22 protein-coding genes are annotated in these 19,435 nt (G+C 38.0%); 14 read left to right on the top strand and 8 right to left on the bottom strand.

From position 1 onward, the window contains the following. Window positions 1-130: 130 nt before the first annotated feature. A complete protein-coding gene (locus CWO92_RS15715; protein WP_101355163.1) occupies window positions 131-1,345 on the bottom strand; it encodes an MFS transporter in 1,215 nt (404 codons plus the stop codon). Window positions 1,346-1,773: 428 nt separating this feature from the next. Here CWO92_RS15715 and CWO92_RS15705 point away from each other — a divergent pair, with 428 nt between their 5' ends. The 6 genes from CWO92_RS15705 to CWO92_RS15680 all read left to right on the top strand — a co-directional run bounded on the left by CWO92_RS15705 (window position 1,774) and on the right by CWO92_RS15680 (window position 5,527). Further along, window positions 1,774-2,064, top strand: coding sequence for a GNAT family N-acetyltransferase (locus tag CWO92_RS15705; protein ID WP_158175252.1), 291 nt, complete (start codon window positions 1,774-1,776; stop codon window positions 2,062-2,064). A gap of 186 nt (window positions 2,065-2,250) precedes the next feature. Further along, window positions 2,251-2,823, top strand: coding sequence for a GNAT family N-acetyltransferase (locus tag CWO92_RS15700; RefSeq protein WP_101355160.1), 573 nt, complete (start codon window positions 2,251-2,253; stop codon window positions 2,821-2,823). Between the two features lie 101 nt (window positions 2,824-2,924). Continuing rightward, window positions 2,925-3,254: an HIT domain-containing protein gene (locus CWO92_RS15695; RefSeq protein ID WP_165786695.1), complete on the top strand. Its 330-nt coding sequence runs from the start codon at window positions 2,925-2,927 to the stop codon at window positions 3,252-3,254. A 39-nt stretch (window positions 3,255-3,293) separates the two neighbouring features. Next, window positions 3,294-4,325 carry a S66 family peptidase gene (locus CWO92_RS15690; RefSeq protein ID WP_101355158.1) on the top strand — a complete coding sequence of 344 codons (1,032 nt, stop codon included), beginning with the start codon at window positions 3,294-3,296 and terminating at the stop codon, window positions 4,323-4,325. Window positions 4,326-4,344: 19 nt separating this feature from the next. Then, complete coding sequence (locus tag CWO92_RS15685; RefSeq protein WP_101355157.1) at window positions 4,345-4,821, top strand: GNAT family N-acetyltransferase; 477 nt, start codon at window positions 4,345-4,347, stop codon at window positions 4,819-4,821. A 154-nt stretch (window positions 4,822-4,975) separates the two neighbouring features. Next, window positions 4,976-5,527: a 2'-5' RNA ligase family protein gene (locus tag CWO92_RS15680; protein WP_158175251.1), complete on the top strand. Its 552-nt coding sequence runs from the start codon at window positions 4,976-4,978 to the stop codon at window positions 5,525-5,527. 631 nt (window positions 5,528-6,158) lie between these two features. On the opposite strand, the gene CWO92_RS15675 is transcribed toward CWO92_RS15680, so the two are convergent. Both CWO92_RS15675 and CWO92_RS15670 read right to left on the bottom strand, forming a co-directional pair. Beyond that, the gene (locus CWO92_RS15675) at window positions 6,159-7,367 is read right to left on the bottom strand and encodes a CynX/NimT family MFS transporter (RefSeq protein ID WP_101355155.1); all 1,209 of its coding nucleotides are present in this window, start codon (window positions 7,365-7,367) and stop codon (window positions 6,159-6,161) included. An 18-nt stretch (window positions 7,368-7,385) separates the two neighbouring features. Further along, window positions 7,386-8,063 (bottom strand): FadR/GntR family transcriptional regulator, encoded by a 678-nt coding sequence (locus tag CWO92_RS15670; RefSeq protein WP_101355154.1) that lies wholly within the window; start codon window positions 8,061-8,063, stop codon window positions 7,386-7,388. Between the two features lie 130 nt (window positions 8,064-8,193). Between CWO92_RS15670 and CWO92_RS15665 the strand changes: the two genes are divergently transcribed. The 5 genes from CWO92_RS15665 (at window position 8,194) to CWO92_RS15645 (ending at window position 12,881) form a co-directional block, all read left to right on the top strand. After that, the gene (locus CWO92_RS15665; RefSeq protein ID WP_101355153.1) at window positions 8,194-8,646 is read left to right on the top strand and encodes a GNAT family N-acetyltransferase; all 453 of its coding nucleotides are present in this window, start codon (window positions 8,194-8,196) and stop codon (window positions 8,644-8,646) included. 14 nt (window positions 8,647-8,660) lie between these two features. Then, window positions 8,661-9,368 carry a class I SAM-dependent methyltransferase gene (locus CWO92_RS15660; protein WP_101355152.1) on the top strand — a complete coding sequence of 236 codons (708 nt, stop codon included), beginning with the start codon at window positions 8,661-8,663 and terminating at the stop codon, window positions 9,366-9,368. Between the two features lie 12 nt (window positions 9,369-9,380). After that, window positions 9,381-9,941: a histidine phosphatase family protein gene (locus tag CWO92_RS15655; RefSeq protein ID WP_101355151.1), complete on the top strand. Its 561-nt coding sequence runs from the start codon at window positions 9,381-9,383 to the stop codon at window positions 9,939-9,941. Window positions 9,942-10,019: 78 nt separating this feature from the next. Further along, on the top strand, window positions 10,020-10,985 hold the full coding sequence (locus CWO92_RS15650) for a quinone oxidoreductase family protein (RefSeq protein WP_101355150.1): 966 nt from the start codon (window positions 10,020-10,022) through the stop codon (window positions 10,983-10,985). Window positions 10,986-11,270: 285 nt separating this feature from the next. Next, window positions 11,271-12,881: a bifunctional metallophosphatase/5'-nucleotidase gene (locus tag CWO92_RS15645; protein WP_101355149.1), complete on the top strand. Its 1,611-nt coding sequence runs from the start codon at window positions 11,271-11,273 to the stop codon at window positions 12,879-12,881. 43 nt (window positions 12,882-12,924) lie between these two features. Here CWO92_RS15645 and CWO92_RS15640 read toward each other — a convergent pair whose 3' ends face one another. Beyond that, window positions 12,925-13,428 carry a DinB family protein gene (locus CWO92_RS15640; protein ID WP_101355148.1) on the bottom strand — a complete coding sequence of 168 codons (504 nt, stop codon included), beginning with the start codon at window positions 13,426-13,428 and terminating at the stop codon, window positions 12,925-12,927. Window positions 13,429-14,124: 696 nt separating this feature from the next. Here CWO92_RS15640 and CWO92_RS26335 point away from each other — a divergent pair. Together CWO92_RS26335 and CWO92_RS15630 are read left to right on the top strand one after the other, a co-directional pair. Then, window positions 14,125-14,253: a hypothetical protein gene (locus CWO92_RS26335; RefSeq protein ID WP_268877596.1), complete on the top strand. Its 129-nt coding sequence runs from the start codon at window positions 14,125-14,127 to the stop codon at window positions 14,251-14,253. Window positions 14,254-14,370: 117 nt separating this feature from the next. After that, a complete protein-coding gene (locus CWO92_RS15630) occupies window positions 14,371-14,550 on the top strand; it encodes a hypothetical protein (RefSeq protein ID WP_101355146.1) in 180 nt (59 codons plus the stop codon). 19 nt (window positions 14,551-14,569) lie between these two features. Here CWO92_RS15630 and CWO92_RS15625 read toward each other — a convergent pair whose 3' ends face one another. The 3 genes from CWO92_RS15625 to CWO92_RS15615 are packed head-to-tail and all read right to left on the bottom strand — an operon-like array spanning window position 14,570 to window position 16,594. Continuing rightward, a complete protein-coding gene (locus tag CWO92_RS15625; protein ID WP_101355145.1) occupies window positions 14,570-15,181 on the bottom strand; it encodes an alpha/beta hydrolase in 612 nt (203 codons plus the stop codon). Between the two features lie 13 nt (window positions 15,182-15,194). Then, window positions 15,195-16,166 (bottom strand): ring-cleaving dioxygenase, encoded by a 972-nt coding sequence (locus CWO92_RS15620; protein WP_101355144.1) that lies wholly within the window; start codon window positions 16,164-16,166, stop codon window positions 15,195-15,197. Between the two features lie 14 nt (window positions 16,167-16,180). Beyond that, window positions 16,181-16,594: a MarR family winged helix-turn-helix transcriptional regulator gene (locus CWO92_RS15615; protein WP_101355143.1), complete on the bottom strand. Its 414-nt coding sequence runs from the start codon at window positions 16,592-16,594 to the stop codon at window positions 16,181-16,183. A 159-nt stretch (window positions 16,595-16,753) separates the two neighbouring features. On the opposite strand from CWO92_RS15615, the gene CWO92_RS15610 reads away from it, so the two are divergent. Beyond that, window positions 16,754-18,445 carry a peptide-N4-asparagine amidase gene (locus tag CWO92_RS15610; protein WP_101355142.1) on the top strand — a complete coding sequence of 564 codons (1,692 nt, stop codon included), beginning with the start codon at window positions 16,754-16,756 and terminating at the stop codon, window positions 18,443-18,445. A 210-nt stretch (window positions 18,446-18,655) separates the two neighbouring features. Here CWO92_RS15610 and srtD read toward each other — a convergent pair whose 3' ends face one another. Beyond that, window positions 18,656-19,234 carry a class D sortase, LPxTATN-specific gene (srtD, locus tag CWO92_RS15605; protein ID WP_101355141.1) on the bottom strand — a complete coding sequence of 193 codons (579 nt, stop codon included), beginning with the start codon at window positions 19,232-19,234 and terminating at the stop codon, window positions 18,656-18,658. Window positions 19,235-19,435: the final 201 nt, after the last annotated feature.

Raw genomic sequence — 19,435 nt, 5'->3', positions numbered from 1 at the left:
CATTATTTGAAGCTAGTTATGTCCCAGCCCCTCATTTTTTTTGTTTTTTACCTGAGTTCAAACTATTGAATTGGCTTTTTTCAATTTATACCCATAATAATAAATTTTTCAATGCATCCTTATGCTATCTTCACATTTCCTCAAACGGATTCGATAATTGATTTCCAAGCCTTTTCAATTTCGGATGTATACAAAAATAAACGGCGAAACCAAAATAGCCAATGCAAGCCAAATAGAGTACAAGATGGCTAGACGTTAGTTGACCCAATAATCCTCCTAAAAAATACCCGATTGGACTTAAAGAGCCAAGCAGTGAAGATAGGAAGGAAAAGCCAGTTCCTAAGTATTCTTCAGGCAGATTAACCTGAATTAATGTTTGAATATAAATTCCCATTATTGCAATTCCGAACCATGCTAGACCAAAGAAAATAAAAGGAATTAGGTAGTGATCTATCAATATCATGGATATTAGCCATGATACTCCCGAAAATAGTGAAACAAATGGAAATATCTTGTTTAAAGGCAACTTCTCCAAACGGCTAGATAAGATGGTTCCAACGATTGACCCGATGGACATGGAGGTTAACCAGAAACCATATTTTACAGATGATGAAGATATCACGGGCAGCATCGCCAATCCCATCGTTGCCAATACATTGATTCCAATCACACCAAACAAAATACTTAATAGTGTTTTTTGTTCTTTGACTACATGGTATCCATCTACAAAATCCTTTTTATACTGTTTGAAAAAATGATGAGTAGGTGTTTCCTGTTCCTTTGGCGATTTAGGGACTTTTAGGTAAAAGAAGAACAGAAGTCCTGTAAGAATGAGCAGAACACTATTTGAAATATAAATAACTCCCAATCCAACGAAGGCAATCAAAATACCGGAGATTGCGTCGCAAATGATGTCCAAGGTTTGATATGAAAAGGAAAAAATTGAATTTACCTTTGCTAACTTATCTCGCATTGCCAAACGTTCAATTAAAGCATTTTCTGTTGGGTAGGTTGCTTCCGAAAATGATAAAGAAAGAAACATCAGCAAAAATAGAACGGGAAGCCATAGGATTTCCGAATAATACAAGATGGAAAGGATGCTGATAAAGAAACCTTGCCCAATGGATGCGAAAAATAATATTTTCCGTTTTGAAAACCGATCAATAATCGGACCGTAAAGAAACTGAATTGTAATCGGCAATATCGCTATGGCACTGGTAATGCCGACTAGTAAAGGCGAATTTGTTGCATTTTTTACATACCACACCGTCGCTACTAAATAAAAGCTATCCGAAAAATTGGTCAAAATCCTGCCGAATAACAGAATCATTAATGATGTATTCATATTCTCTCCTCCAATATAAAAGTTTTTTCGTTGCAAAACCTCTATATCGGGGGTCCTCGGGCTCAGCGTTAATGATCAGCAAAATTTACGTAACGAGTAGCTATCAATTAGTTCGCCTCCTTCGTTTTTTGTTTTATTATTTCATTTATTTTCCATTTATTCAATTAAAAATAAAAAAGTTTCCAAAATACATTTTATTTATAATATTCACTATACATACAAAAGTAATTATAGTAATATTTTTACAATCAAAGGAGGGTGGTTGGAATATGGTAAACGATCATGAATACATTATTCGCCCGGAACGATTAGCTGGTGATAAAAGGAATTCAAACGGTTAATTAACTTGCATTTGAAAATAAAACAAATGAAGTGAACTTAATGGAAGCTATACGGAAAAGTGATTTATTTATTCAGAACGCTCACTCGTGGCAGTGAAAGAAGCAGACATTATTGGACATATTTTGTTTAGCCAGATTTTCATAGAAACATATGATGGGGTAATAACCACCATTGGGCTTGCACCAATGGCGGCGAAACCAGAATTTCAAGGAATCGGAATTGGAACAGCACTAGTTAAGGCGGGATTGGAGGCATGTCGTGTGCTAGGGTACTCTCATGTATTTGTACTCGGACATCCTGAATTCTATCCTAAATTTGGCTTCTTGCCATCACAATCTACGTTTGGAATGGAATGTCCTTATCCCGTTCAGGATTGATATTTTATGGCGATGGAGCTGAAAGCACATTCGTTTAAGGGCATTAAGGGGAAAGAAAAGTATCCTCCTGCATTTGAAACGGTATCTTAAATTTTGTATAGGAAAACTTTATAAACAACCTTATTCTGTTTTGAACGAATAACCTTAATGTGTGCGAAATAGCCTAAATAAAATGAGGTGTTATCTATGTCATTTCCAATTTTAGAAACAGAACGACTAAGACTTGTAGAAATAACGGAAGATTATGCTCCGGCAATGTTTGACATTTTTTCTCGAGAAGATGTAACACGATATTATGGCATGATTCCATTTGTGGAGGAAGAGCAGGCACAAAAAATGGTGCAGTCCTTCGCAATGAATTTTGAAGCAAAGCGGGGAATTCGCTGGGGAATGCAATGGAAGGAATCTGGGGAATACGTGGGAAGTGTGGGGTTAAATAATCTTGTTTTAGCAGGGAAACGAGCGGAAGTAGGATATGAGCTGCACCCTAAATTTTGGAGAAAGGGAATCGTATCGGAAGCTGTTAAAGCAGTCTTGCAATACAGCTTTCAAGAATTGGATTTGCATCGAATCGGTGCGGTTACCTTTCCGGAAAACGAAGCGTCTTCTAATCTTCTATTAAAATTGGGATTCCTTAAAGAGGGATTATTAAGAGGTTATATTTATCAGGGTGGAGTGTCATACGATGCCAATGTCTTTTCTATTCTGAAGACAGATTGGGTAAAGATTTTATCGGACACACAAAAAAGGCTAAATTGAGGACATAGGAGTTGATTAATATAGTTTTTTCATAGATAACGAACTATGTGTTCGCTTAGACGTCCACCGCTGTTAAAATTTTTATCGAAAGAGGTGTCATTATGACAGAGGATTTTTATTGTGATGAGGTGTTGAGCGGCAAAACAGCTGTCCAAAAGGTATTGGAAACGGAAAATGTATTAGCTTACTATCATACAAGGCCATCCTATCCTGTTCACATCGTGGCGATACCAAAAAAGCATATTTCATCGCTTATCACACTTCCAGAAGAAGATAATGAATTACTACTAGAGTTATTGAATGTCATTAAACAAGTTGCTGCAAAGGTAACGGAGGAGAATGGTGCGTGTAGAGTGATTACAAATATAGGAAACTATCAGGATTCCAAACATCTTCATTGGCATATTGTGTACGGAGCGTCACTTAGTTGAAATGGTAAATGGATGATGGCAAAGCTGGGAGGAATGAAAATGAACAAACAAATTATCTTTCCGAAAAATCTCGAAAAGGGTGATACCATTGCAGTATGCGCGCCTTCAAGCGGTGTGGAAGAACAATTGCATAAATACATAAGGGATGCAAAAAGGAATGTAGAACTAGCAGGGTATCAGGTCGTAATTGGGGATACTGTGTGGAAGAATGAAAAATGTGTAAGTGCCTCAAAAGAAATCCGTGCTGCAGAACTTCAACAATTTTTGCTAGATGACCGAGTAAATGCAATTATTCCTCCTTGGGGCGGCGAATTTTTAATGGAGATTCTCCCTTTACTAGATTGGGAAAAAATAAGAACCAGTACTCCTAAATGGATTCTAGGCTATTCTGATATTAGCACCTTTATATTTGCTTATACATTACTGACCGGAATTGCTTCAGCACATGGCAATAATTTTTTTGATTTAAGTGCGTATAACTTAGATTCATTAACCGAGAGGTGGGTGGATGTTATTAGTACTCGTTCAGGTGGAACAGTATCGCAAACTTCTTCTCAGCTTCACCAATCTTTTTGGAGGGATGACCCAAATCAAGGCTTTCAGTTAGATACACAGACGGTTTGGAAGTCAATTGATTCAACGGATTCTATACAATTTTCAGGCAGATTGTTAGGCGGCTGTTTAGATACTATTTCTGTTCTTCTTGGGACTCCTTATGCCCCTGTTTCCCAGTTTGTCGAGGATTATTGTAAAGATTCAGGCGTTGTTTGGTACCTGGAAAGCTGTGAAATGAATGCAGCTGATATTTACCGCCGTCTATGGCAAATGAAAATGAATGGCTGGTTTGAGCATACCAATGGCATAGTGATTGGAAGACCAGCAGGATATTCTGACAGTAAGGATTTTACGATAGTAGATGCACTGCATCAGATTTTTGATGACATGGATATTCCGGTAATTTATGATGCAGATATTGGTCACATTCCTCCACAAATGATTTTGGTGAATGGGGCAAAGGCAAAAGTTTCGTATGTAAAAGGGAATGGTAATGTGGATCTTATATTTAATTAGAACCTAACAGGAGGAATCTATGCATACATCTTTTGAAGTCACATTGGAGTATTATCAACCAAAATATTTAAATGAATTACGTAATTTTTATTTACCTGCAGATCAAGAACAATTTACTGCCTTGCCAGTTGAAATGTTGGAAACTACCAATGTTAGGCACCCGATAATGATTGTAAGCCATAATGAACCAGTAGGCTTCTTTGTACTGCATTCTAGTGAAAGAGTTGCGGAATATACAGATAATCCTAATGCCATGTTATTAACAGCATTTTCTATTAATCATGCACATCAGGGAAAAGGTTTCGCCAAGAAAGGCATGAAACTATTACATGACTTTGTTCACCAAGAATTCCCGCAATGTAACGAGATTGTATTAGCAGTAAATCAAAGAAATATTCCCGCACAAAAATTATATGAGAAGGTCGGATTTACAGATACTGGACGGAGAAAAATGGGGGAAATTGGGGAACAATTGATTTTGTGCCTTAAACTGTAGTATCGGGAATGGTTACAAAAACGTAAGTACAGGTGAAAGGACGAACAAATAATCAGAATACAGGTAAAAAAATGAATCTTCAAGTTTATAGTTATCTTACAAACTCATAGTCATGGGGATAGGATTGTCGAGGATATTTGAAAAGGGGTTTAACATGTACGGATTTATTGCATTATTAGACAAGAAGACAGAAGAGGTAGTAAAGGAAATCTGGAGGGATCTTAAGAAGCAATCAATTTCTTATTATGCAGAGGAAGTAGAAGACCGAAAGCCGCATATTACCATTGCAGGTTATAATCGGTTGGAGAAAAGTGACTTTATTCGATCAATGGATCAGTTCTATGATTCTTCCCCAGAAGTGGAAATAGCATTTAATACTTTAGGAACATTTTTAAACTCAGGAACATTGTTTTTATCCCCAACGATATCTGCACCACTGTCCAATTTTCATAGGAATCACCATGACAATTTCAAAAAGTACAATGATAATCCTGAGTCTCTGTATTTACCAGGGAATTGGATTCCCCATTGCACATTGGCTAACCGCTTATCACACGAAAAACTATGTGAAGCATTTGCCTATTGCTCTCATAAACTAAACACTATTAAAGCAAAGATAGCAGAAGTTGCATTGATCGAAACGATTTATGAAGGTGGACGATGTGTGGCTGCTCTGGAAGTGTATTCTAAGAAACTACTATTCTAAATACCTTGGAAGTGGTTAAATAAGCAACGACCAAATTGTATTAATCGTAGAACGCCTTACAAAAACGTATCAAGGCATTAGATAGGAAGTTCGAGCATTGAAAAATATCTCTTATGATCCCCAAAAAGGCGAATTACTTTCCATAATGGAACGAACGGGTCAGGAAAGAGCACGCTTCTTACTATTCTCACCACTTTGGTAAGCCTGATAAGGGAACTATCCAGCTGAATGAAAACATGATTAGAATATGTTTACGACAATTATATGCGTCTCAATATAGAAGAGATAATATTGGGTTTATTTTTCAATTCTTTAACCTTTTAAAAGATTTAATGGTAGAAGAGAATATTGCATTTCCGCTTATCCGAATCATCGGGTGAAAAAGAAACTATGAGCGGCGTTTCTAGGGGAGAAGACAGAGAAGTGTCTTTTTATTCAGGAAACGATTGAATATATGGTTCGTCTTATTCAAATGAAGAGGGAGAATTGTGCTCGGAATAGAGTGTTCGAGAAAATATAAGAAAAACTCATCGTCTCTTATATGGAGCACACTTTTTTTGCTTATAAATTACAATGGCGAAAGTGTTGGTGGAAATGAAAAAACGGGATGGCATTTATCCATCCCGCTTTATTATTCCTGAATATATTTATTTCTCCCTGCGCCTATACCAGATATAAAAATAAGCACTGAAACTATAACAAGCATCCATAAAGGAACAGCCCAGTTATGCGTAATATCATGAAGCACGCCAAAAAGGGTTGGACCAATAGCTGCAAGAAGGTATCCGAAGGACTGTGCCATACCGGATAATTCTGCGGCTTGATAGGAATTTTTGGTACGGAGGCTAAAGAACATCATTGCTAGGCTAAAAGCACAGCCCCCTGCAATCCCCAGTAATATTACGGAGAATGGGATAAGAGAAAGATTTCCGTAAAGAATTCCAATCATTCCAATAACAAACAAAAGAGCTGTAATGGTAACGAGCAGATATTGATTTTTCATGCGTCCTGCTAGTATAGGAACGATAAAAGTAAATGGAAGAACAGCGAACTGCATTAAGGAGAGCATCCAACCGGCTGTGCTGGAGCTTAACCCTTGTTGTTGCAAAATTTCAGGAAGCCAAGCAACAATCGTATAAAATATCAATGATTGCAGTCCCATGAACACTGTTACTTGCCATGCCAATCCAGATTTCCACATGTTCACTGATTGCGGTTTTTCAGATACATTTATCGCTTGATTACGGTTTGAACGAAATTGTGGTATCCAAAAAAGAATAGCAATGATTGAAATGATTCCCCAGTATCCAAGGGAACCTTGCCATCCTAATCCTGACTTAGAGGAGATAGGGATACTTAGCCCCGATGCAATAGCCCCGCATAGATTCATAGAAACAGAATATACTCCCGTCATAGTTCCCACACTTTTGGGAAAGTATTGCTTGATAATGCTTGGAACTAACACATTACCTACCGCAATGGCTAATCCAAGAAAAATAGTACCTGAAAATAGCATTCCTACGCCTGAAAGAGGACGAAGGATAATGCCTATCGTTAACAGGATTAGAGATAGAAAAAGAACAGACTCCATACCATAGCGCCGCGCTAATTTGGGAGCGAATGGCGATAAAAGTGCAAATGCAAGTAATGGAACCGTTGTTAATGCACCAGCAAGTGTACTGGATATCCCCAAACTCTCGCGAATGGAGGGAATCAAAGGTCCGACTGATGTTAAAGGAGCTCTTAAATTCGCTCCAATAAAAATGATGCCAATAATAAGAAGTAATACTTTGGGTTTTACGTCTACTCTGTGATCTTGTTGAATTGTTCCTTGTTGCAAAATAACTCCTCCATTCTTTTATGTTAAAGTCTCAATAAATTGTTCAATATATTCATTCACAGCCTCTGCTGCTAGATCGGTGTCTTGCCCTATGATTGCCTCCACTAATTTTCGATGAACATGATGATGAAAATCCGAATGACAAGTTATTTCCGATAAGTTATGGACCGATTGTTGCAAGGGTGCAGACATTTGCTCGTATAAATCGACTAGCATCCGGTTGTGGGATGCATTTACAATCGCCTTATGCAATTGAATATCCGCTTCCACATATGTCTTACTATCCTTTGCTTCCGCCGCTTCATGGCATGCTTCAAGATGTGTTTGAATGTCATCTAGATCTTCTTTATTTCTTCTGATTGCCGCTAATCGTGCAGCTTCCCTTTCTAATGCATGACGAACTTCCAGTATTTCAATAAGATTTGCCTTTTGCAATCGCTTTTGCAATGCTGCCCCCAAAGTACTGGATGAACATACATATGTACCACTGCCTTGTTTTGTTTGAAGAAGTCCTGCATGAACGAGAGCACGAATGGCCTCTCTTAAAGTATTACGGCTAACATCAAGTTGCTGCATTAATTCTAATTCTGGCGGAATACGGCTTCCAACTTCCCATGCCCCAGACTCAATGAGGGATTCTATCTGTGAAACGATTTGTTCAACAAGTGATAATCGATTTGTTTTTGCGATATCCATATTACACCTCAAATTTGTAGGATGATTGGTTCATTGGGTAATATAACATATCGAGATAAAAATGTAAATTTAGAGGGAATGGGAAAATAGATGACGAATAAAACAGTAGTGAAGACAGAGGAGTGAAATTATGCATATACGAAAATTAACCCCCGAGGAACAGCATCCAATAGCACTTTTACTATTAGCAGATCCATCTTTAAAGCTAATAGAAGAATATATTGCTCGAGGTGAATGTTTTGTAGCAGAGGAAGAGGGAAGTATCATAGGTGAATATGTATTGCTTCCAACCCGACCTGACACTATAGAAATTGTGAATATTGCGGTTGCGGAGCATTCCCAAGGCAAAGGAATTGGACGGGAATTGGTGAATGATGCAATAAGGCGGTCTAGGGAATGGGGCTATAAAACAATCGAAATTGGTACGGCAAACTCCAGTGTTGGCCAGTTGTTACTCTATCAAAAATGTGGTTTTCGGATTGTTGGAGTGGATAAGGATTTTTTTATCAGGCATTATGAGGAAAAAATTTATGAGAATGGTATTCAAGTTATAGATATGGTGAGGCTTTCTCAAGATTTATAGAGTGGGGTATCAGGATGGATAGGATTCGTCAAATACGGAAGGAAGAGAAAAAATATCATGACTATTGTTATGATAACTATTCATTATTCGAAACGGGTTCATGGCTCCATAAGCCGGTAAAAACGGTGATAGACTTTTTGCCAATGTTCGAGGGAAAAGAAGAAGTGAACGTTCTCGACATAGGCTGTGGAGTTGGCCGAAACAGTATCCCTATTGCAGAGAAAATAAAAAACAATGAGGGAAAGGTTGTTTGTGTAGATTTGCTGGATTCGGCATTAGAACATTTAAAGAAATACAGCATGCAGTATGGTGTTAGTGAAGTAATAGAGACGGTTCAGGCAGACATCGGTGAGTTTAAAATAAAACCTGAGGAATATGATTTTATCATAGCTGTATCGAGTTTGGAGCATGTGGAATCAGAAGAAGTTTTCGATGATCTTTTAAAAAGAATGAGGAATGGAACGAAAATTGGTGGTATTCATTGCTTAGTTATCAACTCAGAGGTTCAAGAAATAGAGCAAGCAACTAATCAATCTCTGGAAGCATACATGGAAGTAAACCTATCTACTAAGGATATGCTGCAAAAATTAGAGGACCATTATCATGAATGGAATATAGTAATGAAGGTTGTTAAGCCGTTAGAATACAAGATTAGTAGAGATGGAAAGGGTGTTATTTTAACAACAAATGCCATTACTTATGTAGCAGTTAAAGCATTATAAGGGAGAAATTACATGGAGATCACACTGATTAGGCACGGAAAATCTACACTAAAGCAAAATCAGCGAATTACTTGCTGGGAGTTCAAAAATTGGATTCAGAAGTATAATGAACATGGTGTAATTAATGAAACCTCCTTTCCTCATCAAACTCTTGAAAAAATAACAAATGCAAATGTAGTGATTACCAGTGATTTAAAAAGAGCGATAGATTCTGCAACACTATTAAATTCTCATATAAAGATCATTCCTGATCCTCTCTTTCGCGAAGCTGAACTGCCTGTTCCTGCAAGAAATTTAAGGATTAAATTACCTCCCAATATGTGGTCTATCATCATGAGATGCTTATGGTATAGAGGTTACTCAAATGAGTGCGAGCCCTATAGTAGTACAAAAGAAAGGGCAACAAGAGCAACGGAAATATTAATAAAAAATGCGAAACAACATCAATCGGTCGTTCTGGTAGGGCATGGGATAATGAATTTAATGATAGCTAAGGAGCTACAAAGACTCGGGTGGAAAGGGAATAAAAGGTCGGGTACAAAGCATTGGAGGAGTACAACCTATTCATTGTAAAATGACATTAGTCCATGATTTGATAGTGGATTGGATAAAATAAGAAGAATGATTTTTAAATGAGATGGGGCACACAATATGAAAGCATTGATTTTTGAGAAGTTTGGAGGGCCAGAAGTTCTCCAATATCGAGATATAAAGAATCCGGAAATCGGTTCGGAAGAAATTTTATTAGAAATGAAAGCAATTGGATTAAATTTTGCAGATGTGTACCGCAGAAAAGGTAACTATCATTTGGTTGGCCAGCCTCCGTATATCTTAGGATATGAGGGAGCGGGTATTGTGAAACAAGTCGGAAATAAGGTGGAAGGAATTAAGGTAGGAGATAGAGTAGCTTTTGCCGATGTTCCATTTGCAAATGCAGAATTTGTTTCAGTACCTCAGGATAAAGCGGTGCCTATTCCAGACAGCATTTCATATGAAACAGCGGCTTCATTGCTGTTGCAAGGTTTAACGGCTCATTATTTAACAAAGGATAGTTATTTTATAAATAATAATGATGTTGCGCTAGTTCACGCTGCAGCCGGAGGGGTAGGTCAGCTACTCGTTCAAATCATCACATTACTCGGTGGTAAGGTTATTGGATTAACTTCCTCGGAGAAAAAGCGCCAAGCTGCATTATCAGCGGGAGCAAATCAAGTGTTCTTATATTCAGAGGATTGGAAAGCACAAGTGAAAGAAGTAACAGATGGACTGGGTGCAGATGTTGTGTACGAATCTATCGGAGCAACCCTAATGGATAGCTTTGATGTAACACGTATCGGTGGAACTGTAGTATTTTTTGGAATGGCGGGCGGTGATCCAGCACCAGTTGACCCAAGAATGCTGATGGATACATCGAAAACGCTAACTGGTGGTGACCTGTGGAATGTGCTAACATCACGTGAAGAACGTGTGAAGCGTTCCGGAGAATTATTTGAATGGATTCAAAGCGGAAAATTAAAGATTTCTGAACCTACTAGGTTTCCATTAAGCGATGGTGCAAAAGCCCACGAATTCATTGAAAGCAGGAAGAGTACTGGAAAGGTATTATTGATTCCTTAAAACCAAAGATCATTTCTATCGAGTAGAAATGATCTTTTTACGTAGAATTAACCGTAAATTGAAACTCCCAAAATATGAAATTAACATTCAGATTTTATGATTATGATAGAAATAGTATTTGCCCACTAGGTAATATTGATTATTCGTAAAGTGGTTCAAATTTACGATTTCGGGTAAAATTCCAATACAATTTTTGTAAAAAATACGCATATTATTACTCGTTGTATGTCTAATATACGTTATTTATACTGAATCTTGTAAACTATCAAACTAGGGGAGTGGGAGATTTTGCGTAAAAGAAACATATTATTATCAGTTGGTTTAGCCACATTGTTAACCTTGCCGTTCTCATCCGCAGATGCGGCCGTAAAGCATAAACCTGTGAAAAAGGCACATCCACATCCAATTGAGGTGCAAATCTTAGGGATTAATGACTTGCATGGACAATTAGATGTCACCCGAACAGTTGGCGGGCGGCAAGTTGGACGCGCGGATATACTCGCAGCCTATTTAAAACAAAGGGAAGCACAGGTTAAGGATACTTTACTTGTGACAAGCGGTGATGCTGTAGGGGCTTCTGCACCCGTATCAGCACTATTTCAGGATGAACCAACTTTAAAAATTTTAAATACACTTCATTTTGATGTTGGCACACTGGGAAATCACGAATTTGACCATGGTGTAAATGAAATGATGAGACAGATATATGGTGGAACTAATCCAACAACTGGGGAATATTTTAAAGGCGTAAATTTCCCGTATGTTTGCGCTAATGTGATAGATAAAAAGACAAAGAAGCCATTGCTGCCTCCATATGTAATCAAAAAGGTACATGGCGTAAACATAGGGTTTATCGGAGTTGATACAACCGAAACACCAAGTATTACAATTCCTACAAATGTGAAGGATGTTGAATTCACAGATGAGACAGAAGCAATTAATACATATGCAAAGGTATTAAAGAAAAAAGGGGTGCGGACTATAATTGTTTTAGCGCATGACCCTGGAAATTCCGATTATGATGGAAAAAATGCAACCGGCAAAGTGATTGACATGGCCAAAAATATTGACCCTGAAGTGGATGTAGTTTTCGGCGGTCATAATCATGCTTACATCAATACAAAAGTAGCTGGAAAGCGAGTTGTGCAAGCATATTCATATGGTACAGCATTTGCGGATGTTCATATTTGGATTGATCCACGAACAAAAGACGTTGTAAAAGACAGCGCAGAAATTGTAACAACCTATCAAGACTCCATTACACCAGACCCTGAAATCAAAGCGATGATTGATGAGGATGAAGAAAGAGTTGCCCCATTAATTAACCAAGTACTTGGAACAACGACAACTACACTTACTGGAAAACAAAATGAGAGCGGCGAATCTAATTTAGGCGATTTTATTACAGATGCGCAACGTGATATTACACAGGCACAAATTGCTATTACAAATCCAGGAGGAATACGTGCGGACATCAATAGCGGAGATATCACTTGGGGAGAGCTTTACACGGTACAACCTTTCGGAAATACAATGATTACAATGGAGCTAACTGGCGATCAAATTCGCAAAGCATTAAATCAACAATGGCGTGATGACGGATCCTCTAAAATGCTGCAAATCTCAGGGATGAAATATACATGGGATAGTACCAAAACAGATGATAAAATTGTTTCGTTAACATTAGAGGATGGCACACCGATTGAACCAGACCAAACCTATACAGTAGCAATGAATAACTTTTTAGCAAGCGGTGGAGATGAATTTACGGAATTTGCTAAGGGAACAAATCCAGTAAATGGTCCAGTAGATTTGGATGCACTAGTAGATTACGTGAAAAAGCAAACTGGTCCTATTACAATGGAGATTCAAAATAGAATACAAAAGGTTAACTAAACTAGAAAACCCTTAGCTGAATGTAGAGCTAAGGGTTTTTCTATTAAAGTTTAGGGGGTTCCATTCCGATTGCACTCCACTCCTCTTGGGAAGGGCCATATATACCTGGAACCTTGAGGCCAGCTTGTCTCATAAGAACGGTCATCTGTCCGCGGTGGTGAGTTTGATGCAAGATTACCAAAAGCAGAGAAGCACCATTAGGCATCTGTCTGCCGAACATATCATGTTCTTCTTTTAAAGATTGGTCATTCCATTGTTCTTTAATAGCAGAGACCATTGCCTCATTTGTCTGTCGATATTGGTCAGCTATTTTTTTGGCAGAAGTTGGTGCATCTTGTTCAGACGTAGCCCCCTCAAATAAAAGGCCGGTTTTGGAAATCATCTCATGAAGAGAAGCCACAACATGCCAAGCAATCCTGCCTAAGTCTCGCCCCTCTGCTGATACCTGCTGTCTAAGGGATGCATCTGTTAAGGCATCCAAGACTTTCTGAGTCGAGCTGCTCTCATGCTCCCACTGATTTAAAAATTCCGAAATAGATTGAAACATCAATATTCCTCCTTGACCATTTTCGTTATTTATCATTGACTATCGTGTGTATTGTGATACCACTCATTGGAAAAATCATGTAGGGTGGAATCAATTCTTAAGAGTGGGAAGAACCGTAGTAAACGGTGAAAAAACGTTGGAGTATAGAAAAATCGTGATGATAGAGGAAAAACCCGAGGGATNTTGGAAAAATCATGTAGGGTGGAATCAATTCTTAAGAGTGGGAAGAACCGTAGTAAACGGTGAAAAAACGTTGGAGTATAGAAAAATCGTGATGATAGAGGAAAAACCCGAGGGATGTGAGGAAAAAAGTGAGGGGAATGAGGAAAAAAAAAAGCGGGAATGGATGAAAACGTGAGAGAGTGAGGAAAAAGAGGTAAAAGCTGAGGAAAAACTCGAGAGAAGTGAGGAAAAAAGTGAGGGGAATGAGGAAAAAAAAGCGGGAACGGATGAAAACGTGAGAGAGTGTGGAAAAATGGGTGAAAGCTGAGGAAAAAAACGAGAGAAGTGAGGAAAAAAGTGAGGGGAATGAGGAAAAAAAATCGGGAACGGATGAAACCCTGAGAGAGTGAGGAAAAAGAGGTAAAAGCTGAGGAAAAACCCGAGAGAAAAGAGTAAAAAAGTGAATGAAATGAGGAAAAAAAAATCGGGAACGGATGAAAACGGGAGAGAGTGAGGAAAAAGAGGTAAAAGCTGATGAAAAACCCGAGAGAAGTGAATAAAAAAGTGAGGGAAATGAGGAAAAAAAATCGGGAACGGATGAAAACGGGGGAGAGTGAGGAAAAATGGGTGAAAACTGAGGAAAAACCCGAGAGAAGTGAGTAAAAAAGTGAGGGAAATGAGGAAAAAAAGCGGAAACGGATGAAAACGGGAGAGTGAGGAAAAATGGGTAAAAGCTGAGGGAAAATCGGAGAGAAGTGTGTAAAAATAGAAGGGAACCTGATGGAAACCGCAGCGTGTAGAAAAACGGGTGATAGCGTTGGAGGGACCCTAAAAAAGGTGAACCATATTCCAAACAAAAAAAGAAAACTCTCGAGCTCAAAGAGGATATCCGAAATATCTTCAGGGAAGCACTTTGAAAAACAAAATAGATCCTACAAAAATAAAATGGGGGCCACTTAGGACACCCATTATTCAATGTTTATTTAGAAAAAATTTTATAGAACCAATCCCGAGCAGCATATACTTCGTTTCCGGATAACTGATGTCCGTTTTGTTCAAATAGTACATCTACATTAGCATTCGCATCTTTCAGCAACTCTGCAAGCTCTTTGGTCTCATGAAGCGGTACTAATGGGTCATTTTCACCTGCTCCGATGAATACGGAAGTTCCGCTTAAATCAGGCATTTCAATGCCGCGTCTAGGCACCATTGGATGAAAAAGAACCGCACCTGCCAACGAATTTTGATAATGGAAGAGCAAGCTTGCTGCAATATTTGCTCCATTCGAATAACCAACTGCAACAATATTGTTCCGATCAAATTGATAATGCTCTGCGCTTTCGTCTAAGAATTCATTTAGCTCTCTCGTGCGGAAAATTAAATCCTCTTCATCGAAAACACCTTCCGAAAGACGGCGGAAAAAGCGGGCCATTCCAAATTCTGACACATTTCCTTTTACACCTAATAAGGAAGCTTCTTCTGAAATTATTTTTCCTACATTGATTAGGTCATGCTCTGTCCCGCCCGTTCCGTGAAGAAGTAGGAGCGTTGGGGAGTTAGGATTTTTCCCTTTTTCAAATATATGTCTCATCACTTTCACCTTTCTATTGTTTTGTATTTAATGGTTTTAAGTGCGCTTCTATTTGTTCCCGTTTATCTTCTAAAAATGGCGGTAATGCGAGAGATTCTCCAAGAGTAGCTATATCTTCATCTGTATCAAATCCTGGTCCATCCGTTGCAAGCTCAAATAGAATACCATTCGGTTCTCTGAAATAGAGGGAGCGGAAATAAAAACGATCAACAAATCCAGAATTAGGGAATCTTGCAGCTCGGATTTTTGCAATCCACTCTCGTAACTCTTCTTCGTCCTCTACCCGAAATGCAACATGATGAACCCCACCGCGTCCAAGACGTTCTGGTGGCAAATCGTTTCTTTCCTCGACATGGACCTCTGCTCCAGTACCGCCTTCACCTGTTTCAAACACAAGAATATCTGGCTGACCTTCCACTTCTGATGGATATTGTCCCTTTAATCGAAATCCCAATATATCTGTCAATACATTTATCGTTGAAGGTGCGTAGTGTACAGTTAATTTCACTGGACCTAATCCAAGCATTCCATACTCCTGTGGAACTGGGCTTTTATCCCATGGTTTCCCGCCTTTTACTCCAACATTATTCTCATCTGAAACTAAAATCAGATGTTGACCTTCATGATCTTTAAAAGCAAGCGTGGAGCGACCAGCTCGATTTTTAATTTCTTCATGTTCCACATGTAATTCCTCAAATCGTTTTTTCCAAAAGACAAGTGCTTGATCATTTGCAACGCGAAGGGAAAGTGCAGAAATACTATTTACCCCCTCATGCGTACGTGCAGCATGCGGAATTTCAAAGAATGTTAATTCTGTACCAGGATTCCCTTTTTCATCGCCATAAAATAAATGATACACAGAAATATCATCTTGATTAACGGTCTTTTTTACTAACCGCAGCCCTAATACTTTTGTATAAAAGTCAAAGTTTTCAGGAGCCTTTGCTGTTAAGGCAGAAACATGGTGAATACCCTTTAATTCCATATGAATTCCTCCGTTTAATTCTGTATTTTTCTGAGCAACTCTAGTAATTGCTTCTTCTCTTCTTGATTTAATTTACTAAACTGCGATGCCTGAAATTGTTCTTGCAATGGGACGACTTCTTCAAATAATTCTTTTCCCTTTTTTGTCAAAGATAAATATTTTGTTTTCCATTCCTGTTCTCTTTGGATTAGCCCCATATTTTCCAATTTTGATAAGAGCTGCGTGATGTTTCCTTTTGTAACTAAAAGTTTATCTGCTAGTTCTTGTTGGGATAAACGTTTTTGTGAACCAATTTGTGCTAGTACATCAAATTGCGCGATAGATAAATTCCATTTTTTTAGGTGTTGGTTCGATTCCCGGATACTTTTGTTATAAATTCTCGATAATCGGAACCAGATCATTAGACTGAGTTTATCCTTCAATACCATCACCTCTTGTTGATATCAGTTTATAACTAAACTGATATAGAAGTCAAGTCAACCAACTTTAGCACTATCAAATATATAATTCAAAAGTTGGAAGGAATTCACAAAAAAGCTTAGAAATTATCATAATAGTCAAAAATCCGAGGAGGCACATCATTTTTTATGAAAAAATCAGGAATAAAGCTCGCATTCACAGGAATTGCCATAACGCTTCTTACTTTGGGAAGCACTCAATCAACTTTCGCAAACAAGCAAGATGTGCAAAAGAAGCCCTTAGCAACTGCACAAGCCATTGCTAAAAATCAGCAATTTAGCAAAACAGATAATCCCATTTCGATTGGTGTTCCGCTTTCGATTCCTTCTACAAAACCAACCGTTGTAAAAGTTTTGAAAAAGGAGCAATTCGGAAATGCGAAGCCGCCTGTAAAAAGTGAAGTGAAGCTTCCATCCGGAAAATGGGGGAAAGTCATCTTAACAATTACGGGAACGCAAAAAGGTAGGCAATATGACAGGCTCTTCCAAATTTGGGCAGGCGCCTCGCAGATTTTTGTCGGAGTGACACCGGAACCAACAAAAGATGGAATAGAGTGGAAAATCCAAAAAGACGTGACGGAATACATGCCGATTTTGCAAGGAAACCAGGTATTAACGATAAAGTTAGAAAACTACGTAAATGAAACCTACACTGGAATTCCTGAAATGTCTATTCAATTAGAATACTATCCTGAGGAAAAAGGTAAGAAGGATAGACAAGACGATCCATTAAAAATAGAAACTCCTGATAAGATTGTTTCTATTACCAAGGATGCCGCACCTTTTTATATGTATGAGAGGGATCCTTCCATGGATGTGCCGCTCGATTTACCGAAGGATATTAAAGGAGCTTACCTCGATTTATACGCTGTGCCACAAAATAATGATGAATTTTGGTGGTCGCTGCAGCCGGATTTCCGTGAGATTGAGGTTTATATTGATGGGCAGCCTGCAGGAGCAGTGTGGCCAGAACCCACCTTATATACTGGAGGGGTGAATCCGTATTTATGGCGCCCTATTCAGGGTATCCATACATTAGATATGACTGCATACCGGGTGAATTTAACTCCATTTGCGGGGCTATTAGGCGGAAAACATAAACTAAGCCTTAAAGTGAACCAGCATATTAATTACTGGCTGATGAGTGGCTCGTTATTTTTATATCAAAATGGTGGTAAGTCAACTTCTGGGAAGATTGTGAAAAACACGTTAACCTTCCCAACGGGGTCAGATAAAACAAAAACAGATTTATTCGGAAATGATAATAACTTATTTGGAGAAAATGCAAATAAGAGTTATGAAATTCAAGGGGTGATTGAGGCAAAAGGCGAGCGCTATACATCTACTATTCAGTCAACCCGCAATATTACAAGTGACCAAACTAATTATAATGAAGGCGGAGTCCAAATCGTTCATAATGCACAAGTTGTCACAACAGATGAATCATTTGCTCAACAAGGACAAAAGGCATTAACGAAACATATTGAAGAGGTTTATACATTAGATTGTGGTTCAGGCTATATGCCATCAACAAACAGTTCTTCCTTTTTGTTGCCGTCCAATTTAACGCAATCTTTGCATGTATACAATGTATTGAACGGTCCTGGAATGAAGAACCCATTTGAAAGCACTATGTACTTAAATACACAAGGATATGCATCTCTGTATCGCTCCGATTCAGATACAGCTCAAGGTGCTACAACGGCTATTGTTGATTATAAAGACTCGATGGATCAATCTTATCATCAAGTATTAATGGCGCATGGCGGAACAGTTTCATACCATTTAGAGCTTGGATCACTATCTCAGAAAGGAAAATAACAGTAGTGGGGGTGGCTATTACAAGTAGTCCAAACTAGAAGAAAGCTATTAAAAACACATAGGACAAAAAACTATTAAAACTGGTTTAAGCCCCGAAATTAAAAACGTATGAAATCAAGGTTTTTAAACTAGATTTCACACGTTTTTTTTGATTTTAACTGAGTTTTGTCCCAGCCTCATTTTCAACTTTATATTAAAATTAGTCTTCACTTACACAGGCGCTGCATAAATAATATAGCGGTCTGGGGCATTTCCTACAAATAGAAAAGGATAACAAGTCGCAAGCACTAAACTATCTTTTTTAGCATTAATTTCAATGATAGAGCGATCATCAGATTTAACAATTTTTGATTTTGTCATTTTATATTTAAATGTACCGTATTTCAACTTAATTATAATTTTTTGTCCTTTATTTAAATTACCTAATCCTCGAAACACAGTGTCCCTATGTCCTGCAAGAAATACCTGCCCATGTTCACCTGGTAATGCGGTATCAATATAATGACCAACCCCCTTTTCTAATTGTCGTGGTTCTGTACCTTCTATAATAGGAATCTTCATTTTTAATGCAGGGATTTCAAGTAACCCCATAACACTATCTTTTTTATAATTCCTTTCTTTACTCTTTTCGTAATTATTAACATTGCCTATTTTTGAAGAGTCATTAACAAGCGCTGTTGCCTTGGATAAAGCTTCTTTACCTGTAAAAGAGGTCTTATATAATTGCGTACCTCCGATTAATAGACAAAAAAGACCGATAAAGATAAATATATATGAAATACATTTCATAAATTCACTCCTCAATCTATACACCCAGCCAATTCAATATTACCCATTATATTCATAGTCCAAGGAACATGTAAAGTTTTGTATAGTTTAGTAATTTTTTGTCGAGTTTTTGTATAGCGGGATTTGATACAGTATTGATTTTGGTAGTTCTACTACTTAAATAAGCAGGATGACACATTAACTTAAAATATAGGGGAGTGA

The sequence above is a fragment of the Heyndrickxia camelliae genome (genome assembly GCF_002844575.1).
GTDB classification, from domain to species: domain Bacteria; phylum Bacillota; class Bacilli; order Bacillales; family Bacillaceae_C; genus Margalitia; species Margalitia camelliae.
The sequence above is the reverse complement of the archived record's forward strand: the minus strand, read 5'-3'. Positions and strand labels throughout refer to the sequence as shown.

Excerpts from the sequence above, each read along its gene's own strand:
- CWO92_RS15715 (WP_101355163.1), bottom strand. The coding sequence starts at position 1,345 with ATGAATACATCATTAATGATTCTGTTATTCGGCAGGATTTTGACCAAT.
- CWO92_RS15700 (WP_101355160.1), top strand. The coding sequence starts at position 2,251 with ATGTCATTTCCAATTTTAGAAACAGAACGACTAAGACTTGTAGAAATA.
- CWO92_RS15695 (WP_165786695.1), top strand. The coding sequence starts at position 2,925 with ATGACAGAGGATTTTTATTGTGATGAGGTGTTGAGCGGCAAAACAGCT.
- CWO92_RS15690 (WP_101355158.1), top strand. The coding sequence starts at position 3,294 with ATGAACAAACAAATTATCTTTCCGAAAAATCTCGAAAAGGGTGATACC.
- CWO92_RS15685 (WP_101355157.1), top strand. The coding sequence starts at position 4,345 with ATGCATACATCTTTTGAAGTCACATTGGAGTATTATCAACCAAAATAT.
- CWO92_RS15680 (WP_158175251.1), top strand. The coding sequence starts at position 4,976 with ATGTACGGATTTATTGCATTATTAGACAAGAAGACAGAAGAGGTAGTA.
- CWO92_RS15670 (WP_101355154.1), bottom strand. The coding sequence starts at position 8,063 with ATGGATATCGCAAAAACAAATCGATTATCACTTGTTGAACAAATCGTT.
- CWO92_RS15665 (WP_101355153.1), top strand. The coding sequence starts at position 8,194 with ATGCATATACGAAAATTAACCCCCGAGGAACAGCATCCAATAGCACTT.
- CWO92_RS15660 (WP_101355152.1), top strand. The coding sequence starts at position 8,661 with ATGGATAGGATTCGTCAAATACGGAAGGAAGAGAAAAAATATCATGAC.
- CWO92_RS15655 (WP_101355151.1), top strand. The coding sequence starts at position 9,381 with ATGGAGATCACACTGATTAGGCACGGAAAATCTACACTAAAGCAAAAT.
- CWO92_RS15650 (WP_101355150.1), top strand. The coding sequence starts at position 10,020 with ATGAAAGCATTGATTTTTGAGAAGTTTGGAGGGCCAGAAGTTCTCCAA.
- CWO92_RS15640 (WP_101355148.1), bottom strand. The coding sequence starts at position 13,428 with ATGTTTCAATCTATTTCGGAATTTTTAAATCAGTGGGAGCATGAGAGC.
- CWO92_RS26335 (WP_268877596.1), top strand. The coding sequence starts at position 14,125 with ATGAAAAACCCGAGAGAAGTGAATAAAAAAGTGAGGGAAATGAGGAAA.
- CWO92_RS15630 (WP_101355146.1), top strand. The coding sequence starts at position 14,371 with ATGGAAACCGCAGCGTGTAGAAAAACGGGTGATAGCGTTGGAGGGACC.
- CWO92_RS15625 (WP_101355145.1), bottom strand. The coding sequence starts at position 15,181 with ATGAGACATATATTTGAAAAAGGGAAAAATCCTAACTCCCCAACGCTC.
- CWO92_RS15620 (WP_101355144.1), bottom strand. The coding sequence starts at position 16,166 with ATGGAATTAAAGGGTATTCACCATGTTTCTGCCTTAACAGCAAAGGCT.
- CWO92_RS15615 (WP_101355143.1), bottom strand. The coding sequence starts at position 16,594 with ATGGTATTGAAGGATAAACTCAGTCTAATGATCTGGTTCCGATTATCG.
- CWO92_RS15610 (WP_101355142.1), top strand. The coding sequence starts at position 16,754 with ATGAAAAAATCAGGAATAAAGCTCGCATTCACAGGAATTGCCATAACG.
- srtD (WP_101355141.1), bottom strand. The coding sequence starts at position 19,234 with ATGAAATGTATTTCATATATATTTATCTTTATCGGTCTTTTTTGTCTA.